The organism is Vibrio sp. TRT 17S01, assembly GCF_050113695.1.
Classification (GTDB): Bacteria; Pseudomonadota; Gammaproteobacteria; order Enterobacterales; family Vibrionaceae; genus Vibrio.
The window spans coordinates 147,315-160,820 of the sequence record NZ_JBNJOG010000004.1; the positions used below are offsets into that span (position 1 = coordinate 147,315).

Consider the following 13,506-nt stretch of genomic DNA (forward strand, 5'->3'; position numbering starts at 1 on the left):
CAAATCATGACACTAGATCACCAGTATTTTAATTCTTGGGATAATACAAAAATTATCTACCGTTCTTGGAACTTAAAACCTGATACTAAAGGGATCATCTTATTACTACACCGAGGACATGAGCATTCAGAAAGAATGGCCGCAATGGCAGATTTCTTTGTGGAACAAAATTACACAGTTTATGCTTGGGATGCACGTGGCAATGGATTATCAGAAGGGCCTAGAGATGACGCAGAGTCCTTTTCCGTTTTTGCTAGAGACCTGCAACTTTTTGTTGAAGTAATTACACAAGAAACTAAATGGTCTACTGAAGAAATGTTGATTGTCGCAAGTAGTATGGGAGCCCTGATAGCAACAAGCTGGGTGCACGATTACGCGCCGAATATTCGTGGGATGATTCTAGCAACCCCTGCATTCAACATTCGCCTTTATGTACCTTTTGCAATCCCACTCCTAAAAGCCGCTAGAAAGTTGTCACTGCTCCCTCGGGTATCGAGCTATGTGAAATCAAAAGTACTCACTCATGATCGTGCTCAGCAGGCAATCTATAACCAAGACCGACTTATTTCAAGCTCGATATCCACAGACCTGCTGATCGATACCTACCAAACAGGACAACGCCTCATCGATGACGCCAGCGCGATCCACACTCCTACGTTGCTCCTCTGTGCAGGGCAGGATTGGGTGGTCAGTAGGTCTGCACAACGGCGCTTCTATAATCGCCTCTCTTCAGACAAAAAAGAATGGTGCTATTACCCTGATCTTTACCATGCGATTTTCCACGAAGATAAAACTAAGGAAGTATATCAGCGCTGCAAGCACTTTATTGAAGAATGCTTTTCACAACCATTGATTCAAGTAAATTATGATAACGCCGATAACTATGGCGTTAGCAAAGACAAGATGGATTCGTGTTTGCTACCTAGTCTAAATCCGATTTATCCCATCACCAAAGCAACATTAAACTCTCTGGGCCGCCTGAGCCAAGGCATTCAAATTGGTTTAAAGCACGGTTTCGACTCTGGCCAATCGCTTGATTATGTTTATACCGATCAAGCACAAGGTCGCTCCTTCGTTGGAAAAATCATCGACCGAATCTACCTTGATAGTCCTGGTTGGCTAGGTATTCGTTGTCGAAAAGCCATCATCAACCAACTCCTCGATAAATATCTAAAGAAAACACAAACCTCTCGTGTTCTTGATGTCGCTAGCGGTAATGGGCGCTATCTGTTTGATCTGATGCAGTCTAACCCATTAATTTTTGTAGAAATGCGAGATTTTGACGACACCAATGTTCATATTATGAGATCACGCATTGAAAGCATGGCGCTAGGTGAACGTGCTCAAGCAATTCAAGCTGATGCTTTTAATAAAGATAGCTATGATAGCGAATCTAATTTTGATCTTGCTATCGTTTCCGGATTATTTGAACTTTTCTCTGATAACGACTTAATCTCCACTGCCATAAAGGGAATGGCTAATCAATTAGCTCCGGGAGGCTATTTGCTTTACACCAATCAACCTTGGCATCCACAACAAGAATTTATCGCCAAAACCCTACGCAATCATCGAGGTCAACCGTGGGTGATGCGTTGCCGCTCCCAAGCAGAAATGGACTCATTGATTACTGAAGCTGGACTCAAAAAAGTCGACATGATAATCGATTCAAGTGGCATATTCAGCGTTTCTATCGCGCAAAAGTGTGACTAACCATGACCATTAATCACGAGCTCTCGGCGGATTCAGGGGCACCAATCACAAAGCCGTTTAGCCATGCGATGCTGATGTCGGGGGGAGGCTCTCGATTTGGCTATTATCTCGGCATGTATGCGGCTGCGGTTGAGTATCACAAGCAACCTGATGCTATTTTTGCTTCCTGTGGTGGTGCTATTGCTGCCGGTCTGATCGGTGAATTTGATAGTGTGAAAGAACAAAAGGAAGCATTGCTAAGCCACGAACTCCATCAGATGGTTCTACGAGTTCAGTATGCGAATAAGCACGCGCTTACAACAATCTTGTTCGACCTTACTAAACGCTATTTGTTACGCAGAGTAACCAAAGTATTTCCTGATTTAGAGCACGATGCACTTTTTGAAATTCACGATGAATCAAAGCCTTGGTTTCCCTTCAATCCAAGCTATACATCCTCTAAAGCCACCATATATATTGTCGGTTCAAAACTATGTTTTGACCAGAGTCAGGTAGGGCAATTTAGAAAATCTTCCCCGCTGTTTGAGGAAGTCATTTTGAGTGATAGTTCCGCTCTAAATGCGTTATCAAACGCGCCCTATTCTCCTCCTTCGTCACTGATTAAAAGTGATTTCGTAAGAGAATCTTCGATCGCATTTCAAGAAGCTATTCGCATATCGGTGTCCGATATTTATTATCTACCACCTTACGCTATCGCAGGCTCATATTATATGGGGGGGATGTTGGATTTGGTTCCTTTCCATCTAGCACAGCACTGTTCGGCTACATTGTCTTTGGAAACGAAACACGCTTTTTCTAGCGTCACAGCAGTGCCAGCTTTTTACACTCTTTTGGGGTACAACCCAAATGATGTTCTACGGGCTTTGCCAACTAGGGCACAAGACGTAAGGATTAATACTGCGGACTCTCCACAACAGCTTCAAGGCCATCAAATTCATAAAAAAATACATTGGTTATCAAACAAAATAGCGCTTAAATCACCTAACTACGATCAGTTCCGAGCTATGATGCAAGCTCAATGGGATTATGGCTATCAACGAACTTTAAAAGCATTTCAACACCACAATCAATCGGTGAGCATATGAATGTCGTTATTATTGGCGGCACAAGTGGTGTCGGGCTCGGGCTCGCAAAACACTACCTCAGATCGGGTCACCAAGTTGTCATATGCGGCCGAGATATCAGTAAAGTCCCACAAGATCTAATCACGAAATCGCTATCAATGATGAGCCTCGATGTCAGCAAACCCAACGACATCATCGCGTTTTTCAATACACTAAATAACCAACCTATCGACATGCTCATTTACTGTGCTGGCAAGTACTTTAATGAACGCCGTTGGAAACTCAGCTTAGATGAGCAAAAGGAAATGGAAGCAGTTAACGCAACAGGTTTTCGTCACTGTTTTGATCTTGCTGCAAACAGAATGATCACTCAAGGGCACGGACACTTAGTGACAATTGCTTCCATAGCTGGGTTAGTCAATTCTTCATCTCCGACACTTTATAGTCACTTAAAAGCCCAAATGATTATTCAGGGACAAGCGTATGCACAACGCTTCGCCTCGTATGGAATTAAGGTGACAGTGATCGCCCCAGGATACATAAATACTCAAAAGCTGCGTGATCTCAATGACGGAGACGCCTCCCACAAGCCTTTCCTACTCGAGGAGTCTCACGCGGTCAAACGTATTATCACCGCAATTGAAAAGGAAAAACAGCTAGTGATCTTTCCTTTAAGAATGAAATGGTTGATCCACTTATTAAACTGTTTACCCTCCCACTTTATTAGTAAAATATTGAAGACCCGACGATAAGCAAGAAGGTAGGAGTGGCTAAAAGTAAACTATCAATACGATCTAAGATTCCTCCATGGCCTGGGATCAACGTGCCCATATTTTTAACACCGACTCGACGCTTAAACCACGATACACAGACATCACCCAATACCCCTAATGGAGTAAGAACAACGCTGATGGTAAGAGCAACGCTCAAAGAAAAGGGCGTGATACATAAAGCAATTACCGTCGCTAAAAGAGACACAACAACACAACCGCCAACCGCACCCTCTATCGTTTTATTAGGGCTGATGGTGGAACACAATGGGCGTTTACCAAACTTCTTACCAATAAAATATTGAATCGCATCGTTAAACTGCGTCGCAAAGATCAAGTACAACACATAACTCAGTGCAAGCTCACTATTAGGTTGATTAAGCAACAATATTAAAGAATATAGGCAGACAGCGAGTAAAATGATTAAACTGACCAAAGCCGTGAGCGCATTACATTCACCAAGTACTCCTTGCTCTTTATACCAAAACAAAGACGTCACTGTGACAGTTACACCCAAAGCCCCCGTTATCAACATCAAATCAACAGACCAATAACTCATTAATATAGAAAGCGTCATCGTGATAACTAAAACCTTGGTCGTGAAAGCATTTAGCTGACAGACGCTAGCAATCTCCCTACTTCCCATAAAGGCCATAAACCCTACTAATAACGGCATCATAGAGATAGGAAGCAGCGCAAACAAAGTCAGTATCAACAACATCCACCACCATGATCGAACGCGTAAATAAAACTCATGGCTCAAAGCTTGTTGTTTCATATAGGTCAACACTTGCGCGCACGAGATAAACGCAAACATCAACAGCATAAAAACGAGGCCAGAACTCATACTTCCTCATACTCCTTTTAATGTGTATCTCAATAAGCCTTGACGCGCTATGTATTAGGATGTTTGTCGACTTAGTTAGACCTGCCTTTACGTTAAGGACATAGATTGCTTACACCGTAAGAACAACAATAAATGACAAATACAAAGAATCATGGAACCTAACATCATACCCCAAGCAGAAATGTATGCCTGGTCGCTAAAATCCGATGCATATTTTGTAATAAGTACATAATTAAAGTGCGCTACCAATAATAATGATATGTAACTTGTTACTTGAGAGTGTTTAAAACCAACAATAGGAACATAAGCGATGTAAAAATGAATCATTAGAGACAGAATAGCATCGGAGCGTATACTAATCACAGACCAGATAAAACAACCGGGTAAAGTCAAAAATAAAGCTAATATCTGTATTGCATCTCCAACACCGTTACGCTTTTTGTTCCTCCAAAAGCAAATTGCTTCTTCTTTTGAGCAAGATGGATGCTTCTCCACTAAAATGGAAAAGCCAGCTTGCTTGAATCTAAGAATAACTTCATTCGAGAAAGACTCATCATATTCTACCGCTGAGATTTGATTGCCTTTCTCAAAAAGAGTGTAATAGTTCATATTTTCTCCACTCACCTGATGTCTCTCATAGTAACACTTATGAAGCAGTCACTTTGAATCGCTAATCTCACACATCTGACTTGATCCAAAGGAATACGAGCGTATAACCATTCTTGGGCTATCTCTTTATGGGCTTTCCTGCTTGAAAGTTTACTAAAACGAGATCACGCCTGATTTGACTAGTCTCTTCATGCTTATGCATACCCCGTTAGAACCTATATTCGGAATATCAACAAACGAGAAAATCTTGATAGTCAATAACAGCTTAATATCACGTTAAAGTCGCCCTCATCAAACCTATCCCCATCAAAATAAAGCACATAATGGTTATTACCCGTTTCTGTTTAGGCAACATCTTATACACCAGTCCCTGACGTTTGAGGTAAACATCGCCACTTAACACTAAACAAAGCGTTAAAGGCATAAAGAGAAGCAATGTTAGCCCAATGAACCAACGGCGGCGAAACCAAGGTGTATGCTCGTAAGCGATATCTAACAATTCGAATCGATCATCAGGTAATCGAGTAGCATCTGAATTTTGTGTCACTAGGTGTCCTAATTTATTAAGTTTCCATACCCTTGTACTATGACGTTGTGCGTCAAAGCTCCGGAGCTCTTCGAAAAATAGAGCAAGGATCTAGGCAATACACCTTGATACGTACCACTAATCAAAACAGGAGATAAACAAAGAGGCTCACCGTCTAATTGGTAAAAGATAGCTTAACTGGCATGATGTTTGTTTTATTTCCGTTGACCTTAATTAGTGTAAATATATGGTGGGTTTGACTTGCGGTTTAAGCTTCTCTGCTAAAATATCGGCTTTTCGAATATCTTCATCATTGAACTCTACATTACTGTACTCTCCAGTTGACCTATAAGCCCCTACACTTGCGAGATTAATATAGCTGATGACGAGTGCTTCTGGCTCCGCATTGTCATCTTGAAAACTATAACCACTATATGCATAACCATCTAGTGCTTTTGCGTAAGCTAGGCCTTCAATAGCTAGGGGTAGATCAGCGTCTGTATAAAAAGTGTGGAGGGTGTGTTCAAAGCCGTCCGGAGCCATCAATAACCAGCGTCGAAGATAGTCGAGATATTCGTCACGATTAAATACCACTTTTAATTTACTCAAGAGAAACTCAGAAACAGCGACGTCATGATCGAGAAGCCAGAGCAAAACCCTTTTTAGTAACTCTTTTTCTTCTTCACTATAGTTAAATGAAGTTCGTTTGTCCCAAAAAGGACCATTTGGTGAAGTTAGATCATATAAACGTTCTAGGATTGGCACATAATAGTTATTTTTTGCTGCGTTAACCGCAAATTCAAAACTCTTAAGATAGTCTGATTTAGTCACAATATTCTTGTCTAGTTTCCAAAGCCTATATTCAGCTTGCAAATCTCCAGCTAGTTGCCTTTTTTCTAATGTTGCACGAGCTAAATTTAACCAATCACTTTTGCAGTTATTTGATTTGTCGTCTATTACTTCGAATGAGTGGGCTTGCTCTAATTCTCGACATAAATGGGACATGCGAAGTTGAGCGTAAGGGTTTCCGTTTGCCGCTGACATTTCAAGCAAATCATATTTTGAAAGGCCGATATTGCTAATTCTACCTGTGACACTAGAAGAACCATAATTGATAGCATAATCAGCCCAATACAAAGATGGTTCCTCCATCTTATTTACATAAGGCTCTAGTGCTGTTAAAGCGCTCTTCCACTGTTGTTTCTGTAGCAGCAGCATAATAGAATGCCAAGCAATCTCATCGTGTTGTGGAGCAGTGATAACTTCAATTTTTAATAGTTCTTCAAGTTCAGAGCTTACCGCGCTGACACCTTTTGCAGATTCGAATTGTGCTTCATTAGGGAAATGTTTGTACCCTAGCGCAAGAATAATCCCAAGAGCAGTAACACCTATCAAACGAGCTAAATATAAAACCAAGGAATATAAAGGCCGCATCACAACACCCATTTAAATAAATGTTTTTCATCAACACTATTCATTTCAGGATACTGTTCAAGCAAGAACTGACGAACTAACTTAAGCTCTTGCTCACTGTTAAAACATAGCGTCATTTGATGCCAGCTTAGAGTTGAAAATAAGTGAACTTGCATAGAATCTAGGTTGGACTTTAACCAAACTCGCGAGTTGGATGTTTTTACAGGTTTGAAATCAAATGTGCGTTCAATATGATGCCAGTGATCAGGGTTAAACAACTTGTGACTTTGCCAAATAATAAAAGGACACGCGATGACTGCAACTAGAGTTGCTAGGGGATCAAATAGAAAGCCAAAAATCAATATGATGATGGAAAACACGATGCTTAAAGCTGATAGCCCGCGGAATAGTCTTAATAACCAATTTTCGGGTACATTTGGTTTGGCAGTAAGGGTAAGCCGGTCTTCCTTAAGTTTATAGGCTATTTGTCGAGTCATTGATGGGCGGCTAACCTTTTCATATAGAGCAATAGCAATTAGTAGCACGGTAATCCAAATTAGCAATGGAGAAGCCATATAAGGTAGCTCTAATACCAGCCAGAATCCCCAACCTCCCATACCTACGACACCTATATATCCAAGCCAACGGATGTAAGTAGCGAGTTTTCCATTGGAGGCTATTGTGCCAGAATCAACTTCCCAAGTTTTAGGTAATAACTTAGCATCCTTCATAAAAAGGCTCCGGCATCGTTTTTTGATTCATTTTGTTTTGGTCGAAATACTCTAGTGAAGGTGGGTTGTTTCTAGCGATAGTTTCTATCACCATTTTTCCGGTTCTATCAAAGTAGCGATCTGGTCCCGCGCGTTCACCATCAAAGCTGTTCGGTATAAAATCAAAAAAACTAATATCACTAAAATAGGTTTCACGATAGAGCTCCCCGGTAGGGTAATACTCTAATTTGAGATAGTGTTGCTTGTCAGCAAGAAGTGAAATCAACCATTGCTTGTTCCCATTAGGGTAAAATCGCAAGTCAAACAGTAATTGGCTTCCATCTTGATAACTTCTTACATTAGTTAATTGTTTATTTTCATTGAACAATAAACTTTCTTTCTTTTTAGTTCGCATATTTTCATCTGTGAATTTTCGAACACAAGTGCCGCCATCTTCCCCCCAATGTTCTTCGATATTATAACTTGTGGGATCTTGTCCATGTATATAAGATTTAGTATGCGTGAGTTCATTCTTCTCAAAATATCGCCATTTCCCATATCTCGTAGAAAGAACAGGCCCTTCACTCATGGAGTGAGCATCTTCTGACTGAAGCACAGGTAGAATATGAAACAACTGATATTTGACGCGTTCAGGATACAAAGTTAAATAAGTCATCGACTTCTTCTTAAAAACTAGATGTTTAGCAAAGTAGAGCACTTTATCCGGGGCAGAAACACCAACTGAATGCCCTGTATAGTATACATCTGTACTCTTTTGAACTTTCCATTCCCAGTGCTGAGTGTTAGCTAAGCGTTTACCAATAAGGTGACGTCGATAAAGTTTGTCTTGGTCATAGTGATTAAGCTGGCTTGCTCGAAGGTGCTCTACTTGACGTAGCTCTCCTTCATCATATGTCTCTACAATCTTAATTGGGATATGGTTAACTAATAGATAGGTAGTCCATTCCCCATTACGTTTCCCTTTTTCAAAATACCCTACAAACTTCAGGTAAGAACGTACCTTTACCTCGTAATCTGGATTACGTCGATAGTATATATTATCACCAATTCGGTTCAGTTCAGCAGACCCCGTATAAGGGGTATCATTCAAGTAATAAATATCATTGCGATATTCAAGGTCATCAAGCTCTACTGCATTCAAATAAAAAGGACAAAGTATACTTACGACCCCACACAAGAGAAATAATATGAATCTACTAACAAACATAATTATGCCTAAACTTTGGAATGGTAGTCATCAAAAATAGGTTCGTATGACACCTAAAGTTAAATATCAATAATAAGCCTGCTTTGTTGCTTAAATCAATAGAACTAAATCAAGAAGCTACGATCTGATCGGCTACACCCATCAATCGTCGTAGCCTCATGCCGAAACCTCGTTACAAAACAATTAACTGGAAGCAGTACAATAAAGCCTTAATCAACCGTGGTTCTCTGACCTTTTGGATTGATGAGGATACGATAGCCGAGTGGAAGCAAAACAAACAAGGTAAGCGCGGTAGACCTCGTCGATTCAGCGACTTAGCCATTACTACCGCACTGATGGTGAAACGCGTTTTCTCTATGCCATTGAGAGCGCTGCAAGGTTTTCTAGACTCTGTATTTAAGTTGGCTAACATCCCACTTGTTTGCCCGCACTACACCTATATAAGCCGCCGAGCTAAGGAAGTGGAGGTTTCATTTAGACCCAAAACCAGAGGAGCAATACAACATCTGGCCATTGATGCCACAGGCCTCAAGGTTTATGGCGAAGGTGAATGGAAGGTCAAGAAGCATGGTACTGATGGGAAGCGCAGAGTCTGGCGTAAGCTGCATATCGCAGTAGATACAAGCACCCACGAAATAGTCGCAGCAGAGTTGAGCTTATCTAACGTAACCGATGCCGAAGTGCTCCCCAACTTACTCAAGCAGACACGTCGTAAAATCATTGAGATATCAGGTGATGGCGCTTATGACACAAGGAATTGCCATGATGCTATACGGATCAAGTGAGCGGTTCCGCTCATCCCGCCACGAGAAGGTGCTGCCTTTTTGGAGCAAGGACACCCTCGCAATTTAGCGGTAGGTTGTCAGAAGCTCTACGGCTCCAACAAGAAGTGGAAAAAGCGGTATGGCTATCACAAGCGCTCGCTATCAGAGACAGCGATGTACAGAGTAAAACAACTACTAGGTGGGAAATTGAGCCTAAGAAATTACAATGCTCAGGTTGGCGAGACTTACGCCATGATCAAAGCACTGAACAAACTTACAGGGCTTGGTATGCCTGAAACTCAGTGCATTGTATAAAAGTCACTCAACTTTAGGCGGTTTGGTTTCTCGTCTGAATTACGCAACAAAGCCGCTTACTTGCTAAATTGTTGCCGATATTGTGTTGGAGAAACACCAACAACACGGCGAAAGTGGTGGCGCATTGTGACGGCATTTTCAAAGCCAGTACGCTGCGCAAGTCGTTCCATATTTTGTTCAGCACTTTCAAGTAACCCTTTCGCTTGTTCAATTCGCTGGAGAGTCAGCCACTCTTTGGCTGAGAGATCAAAACTTGCTCTGAATTTTCGATCAAATGTACGTCGCGACATATTGGCTTGTGAGGCGAGCTGATCGATGGATATTGGTTGATCTAAATGACTTAATGCCCATTCGAGTGCTTGTGAAAACTGGTTGGGGATTTCTAATATAGGGGAGTCGACAAACTGAGCTTGTCCACCATTGCGGTGGCCAGAGACAACTAACCTTTTCGCCACTTGATTGGCGACGTGGTAACCGAAGTCGTGCCGGATCACTGCCAGCCCCAGATCTAACGCTGAAGCACTGCCGGCAGAGCAACCTATCTTTCCATCAAAAACATACAGCACGTTAGCGGTATAGCTAACTTGAGGAAAACGCAGTCTAAATTTGTCTTCGAACATCCAATGTGTTGTCGCGTTTCGATGATTAAGTAGTCCTAAATCAGCAAGCAAAAATGCACCTGAGCAAAATGAGAGGATGCGTTTGTTTTGCCGTGCAAAGTGCTGAACCTGCTCTCGAATGCGGTTGGGGGTGGGATAACGTTCCGTCGGCCAACTTGGGATCACTAAGGTATCGTATGGCGCTAATGACTCAACAAACTGCGTATTAAGGCATATTTGCCCTGTACTATTGATGGCGCAATCTTCGAGGTTAACCACATCGGTTTGGTACCAAGGATTAAATTCTGGCCGTGGCAGAGCAAACAACTCGACGGCGCAGGCAAGCTCAAACAGTGACACGTGACGGTGACTTAAAATTGCTACTCGATGCATGACCTCTCCTTGGTTAGCACTTCCAGTTTTGATGTTCGATATGACATTCTTCAATTTGGCTTGATATTAACGAACCTTGTCTAATAAGCCAATTTTTGAGCAAAGGAAATGTGTCCAAACTGGTTACAAAGGCATCAAGGAAAGGAAGGACATGATGAGTGCAGTTACTCGGATACCTGCTGCTAGCAGTGAAGAAGCACACGCCCATTTCTCGGCTTTACTACGTTTTGAAACGGATTGTTGGGATGTACACCATGCGTTGAATAATGGGCAACAAGATTTTGTGTTAGTTGATGTTCGTGGGGAGGCGTTATTTCAACAAGGACATATTGAGGGGGCCGTGAATATTCCCCACCCAAGATTAAATGAGAAGACATTAGCAGGTTACCCCAAGGAGACCATGTTTGTTGTTTACTGCGCCGGACCTCACTGTAATGGTACGGAGAAAGCGGCAATCCGATTGGCAAAGTTACAAAGGCCAGTAAAAAAGATGATTGGCGGTATCACAGGGTGGTTGGATGAAGGCTTTGAGCTTAAAAGTGAGGCAGTGGAAGCGAAATGAATATCGGTATCTATATTTATGATGGTGCCGAGGTACTCGATTTTTCGGGACCATTTGAAGTTTTCAGTACGGCAAAACGGTTGGCGGGAAAGGATTGGAACATCAATTTAGTTGCACAGAGCTGGCAACCCATTGCTGCACGTGGTGGTTTTCAAGTTATACCTCATCAAGATTTTAGCAATCATGAACAGTATGATTTATTGCTAATATCAGGAGGCGAACATCACGCGCAATTAGAAAATCAACAAGTGCTTCATTGGCTGAAAATGCAAGCCGAGCGAGTGACATATTTAGCGTCGGTTTGTACAGGGGGATTCTTACTTGCCGAAGCTGGGTTATTAGATGGCCTTCAAGTGACTACCCACTGGGAAGATTTAGCTGATCTCGAATCGCGATATCCTGCACTTGATGTGATAGCAAACCAGCGCTGGGTCGAGCAAGGTAATGTGCTGACTTCTGGGGGCATATCTGCTGGCATCGATATGAGCCTTGGTTTGGTCGGTAAACTGGCGTCTGGGTCACTGGCCCAACAAACAGCGAAGCAAATGGAATATGTGTGGAGTAAGAACCAATAGTCGTTTTCATGAAACGTTAAGCTTTTGAACAATAGAATGTTATTAGTTAAAAGACCGTTTACTTAAGTGTAAAAATAGCTCCTGTAAAAAGGAGCTATATCATGGTTGTTCGTCAATTATTTATTATCAGTATTACAAAATTTAATGCGTTAGTATTAATTTCGTATTTATTTTTAATTATTTTGGAGGTGCTTCTATATATAAATCCATAATGCCAACTTTGATATTGAACTAGTACATGAGATATACCAATCATCATGATAATAGTTTGTTATATTTTATTATAAGATTATAATTGTATTTTATTTGAAATATATTAATTTTGAATGAAATGTATAACAAAACTATAGCTCAGGCTTATTTTTTATCATTATGACGTTGGCCTTGTTTATTTGGTACTTCATATACCCAGGCGTTCGAACCGTTGCCTTCTACTCTAATAACACGGTTTGGATGGCCAATAAAACCTAATATTGAAGATTCACCAAAGGTGAAAGTTGCTGGGTAATTTTTGCCTTCTATTTCAAAATAACCAGACCAACTTCGAATACCATGATTTTGAAAAACGCTAAATTTAATCACGATATTAATGCTGGAGTTATTTGGTAGATCGAGTATGAGTTCATCTCCTTTTTTTAATGTTCTGAATTTGTCTATATCTTTGATTTTAATTGCTTTAATGTTGTTAATGAGAGGGCTGTGTGGTTTGATTTTATCCAGTTCTGGCGTTGTGTGGATGTCTTGCCAAGCATGCCCTATAGATTCAGGTGTTCGTTGTTTTTCTATTGCTGCTCGCTCTGTTTTGTTAAGTTCATCAATTGTTGGACTTGGGAGTGTTTGTGTATTAATTGAGCTTACTTTAGAAGTGTTTTCTTCCTTAGTTGTTTTATTAACATCGGTAGATTGTTTTTCTTTTGTTTTAATACTGGTATCTGGTCCAATTATTTTTGCATTAAAGATAAATACGAAAGTAATGATAATTAAAAAAATAAACAGTATTGAAATGGATGGGCGGTACTTCAATTATATTTCCTCATCGATATATTGGTGATGCGAACAATATACGAATAACTTTATGAAATAAATTGAATAAATTGATCTTGGTTCCATTTTTTATGGGGTGATAGTTATGCAAATAAGCTTTCGTGAATTGAGATCTTATTTTGATTTATTTTTATTAACTATTGTTTTTGCTCTGACATATCTGTATTTCTTTATTGAATTCTAATATTGTCAATTTTCGGTGAAAATAATCAGCTGTTTGTTATTTTTTATAATAAGACTATTAATTTAAAATTAATAGTCTTGAGACGCTTATATTATGAGATTTCTTAATAAGTGTTGTTGTTATTTCTATAGAAAAATGAAGACAGTAAAGTAAAACCATAGGGGATAACCAAATAGCACTCTTGTTAGAACAA

General features: G+C 40.6%; 13 protein-coding genes and 1 pseudogene. 6 read left to right on the forward strand and 8 right to left on the reverse strand.

The annotated features are described in order from the left end of the window. The first annotated feature begins 6 nt into the window (after positions 1 to 6). The 3 genes from ACQEXS_RS08420 to ACQEXS_RS08430 are packed head-to-tail and all read left to right on the forward strand — an operon-like array spanning position 7 to position 3,526. Complete coding sequence (locus tag ACQEXS_RS08420; protein WP_427013492.1) at positions 7 to 1,710, forward strand: bifunctional alpha/beta hydrolase/class I SAM-dependent methyltransferase; 1,704 nt, start codon at positions 7 to 9, stop codon at positions 1,708 to 1,710. A gap of 2 nt (positions 1,711 to 1,712) precedes the next feature. Beyond that, a complete protein-coding gene (locus tag ACQEXS_RS08425; RefSeq protein WP_427013493.1) occupies positions 1,713 to 2,795 on the forward strand; it encodes a hypothetical protein in 1,083 nt (360 codons plus the stop codon). Further along, positions 2,792 to 3,526 (forward strand): SDR family NAD(P)-dependent oxidoreductase, encoded by a 735-nt coding sequence (locus ACQEXS_RS08430; protein ID WP_427013494.1) that lies wholly within the window; start codon positions 2,792 to 2,794, stop codon positions 3,524 to 3,526. The genes ACQEXS_RS08425 and ACQEXS_RS08430 overlap by 4 nt, the downstream gene beginning before the upstream one ends. On the opposite strand, the gene ACQEXS_RS08435 is transcribed toward ACQEXS_RS08430, so the two are convergent. From ACQEXS_RS08435 to ACQEXS_RS08460, 6 genes are all read right to left on the reverse strand, one after another. Then, positions 3,498 to 4,391 carry a phosphatidate cytidylyltransferase gene (locus tag ACQEXS_RS08435; protein ID WP_427013495.1) on the reverse strand — a complete coding sequence of 298 codons (894 nt, stop codon included), beginning with the start codon at positions 4,389 to 4,391 and terminating at the stop codon, positions 3,498 to 3,500. The genes ACQEXS_RS08430 and ACQEXS_RS08435 overlap by 29 nt on opposite strands. A gap of 87 nt (positions 4,392 to 4,478) precedes the next feature. Next, complete coding sequence (locus ACQEXS_RS08440; RefSeq protein ID WP_427013496.1) at positions 4,479 to 5,000, reverse strand: hypothetical protein; 522 nt, start codon at positions 4,998 to 5,000, stop codon at positions 4,479 to 4,481. Between the two features lie 271 nt (positions 5,001 to 5,271). Then, entirely contained in the window at positions 5,272 to 5,547 is a 276-nt protein-coding gene (locus ACQEXS_RS08445) for a hypothetical protein (protein ID WP_427013497.1), read from the reverse strand. 213 nt (positions 5,548 to 5,760) lie between these two features. Continuing rightward, a complete protein-coding gene (locus tag ACQEXS_RS08450) occupies positions 5,761 to 6,960 on the reverse strand; it encodes a hypothetical protein (RefSeq protein WP_427013498.1) in 1,200 nt (399 codons plus the stop codon). Then, a complete protein-coding gene (locus ACQEXS_RS08455; RefSeq protein WP_427013499.1) occupies positions 6,960 to 7,670 on the reverse strand; it encodes a hypothetical protein in 711 nt (236 codons plus the stop codon). The genes ACQEXS_RS08450 and ACQEXS_RS08455 overlap by 1 nt, the downstream gene beginning before the upstream one ends. Then, entirely contained in the window at positions 7,657 to 8,877 is a 1,221-nt protein-coding gene (locus ACQEXS_RS08460; RefSeq protein ID WP_427013500.1) for a hypothetical protein, read from the reverse strand. Before ACQEXS_RS08460 ends, ACQEXS_RS08455 begins: the two co-directional genes overlap by 14 nt. A gap of 158 nt (positions 8,878 to 9,035) precedes the next feature. Between ACQEXS_RS08460 and ACQEXS_RS08465 the strand changes: the two are divergent. Further along, a pseudogene (locus tag ACQEXS_RS08465) lies at positions 9,036 to 9,956 on the forward strand (IS5 family transposase). A 56-nt stretch (positions 9,957 to 10,012) separates the two neighbouring features. Here ACQEXS_RS08465 and ACQEXS_RS08470 read toward each other — a convergent pair. Next, positions 10,013 to 10,948 (reverse strand): helix-turn-helix domain-containing protein, encoded by a 936-nt coding sequence (locus ACQEXS_RS08470; protein ID WP_427013501.1) that lies wholly within the window; start codon positions 10,946 to 10,948, stop codon positions 10,013 to 10,015. A gap of 151 nt (positions 10,949 to 11,099) precedes the next feature. Between ACQEXS_RS08470 and ACQEXS_RS08475 the strand changes: the two genes are divergently transcribed. Further along, the gene (locus ACQEXS_RS08475) at positions 11,100 to 11,510 is read left to right on the forward strand and encodes a rhodanese-like domain-containing protein (RefSeq protein ID WP_427013502.1); all 411 of its coding nucleotides are present in this window, start codon (positions 11,100 to 11,102) and stop codon (positions 11,508 to 11,510) included. Then, entirely contained in the window at positions 11,507 to 12,085 is a 579-nt protein-coding gene (locus tag ACQEXS_RS08480) for a DJ-1/PfpI family protein (RefSeq protein ID WP_427013503.1), read from the forward strand. Before ACQEXS_RS08475 ends, ACQEXS_RS08480 begins: the two co-directional genes overlap by 4 nt. A gap of 357 nt (positions 12,086 to 12,442) precedes the next feature. Here the strand turns inward: ACQEXS_RS08480 and ACQEXS_RS08485 are convergent, their stop codons facing one another. Continuing rightward, entirely contained in the window at positions 12,443 to 13,108 is a 666-nt protein-coding gene (locus ACQEXS_RS08485) for a hypothetical protein (RefSeq protein ID WP_427013504.1), read from the reverse strand. Positions 13,109 to 13,506: the final 398 nt, after the last annotated feature.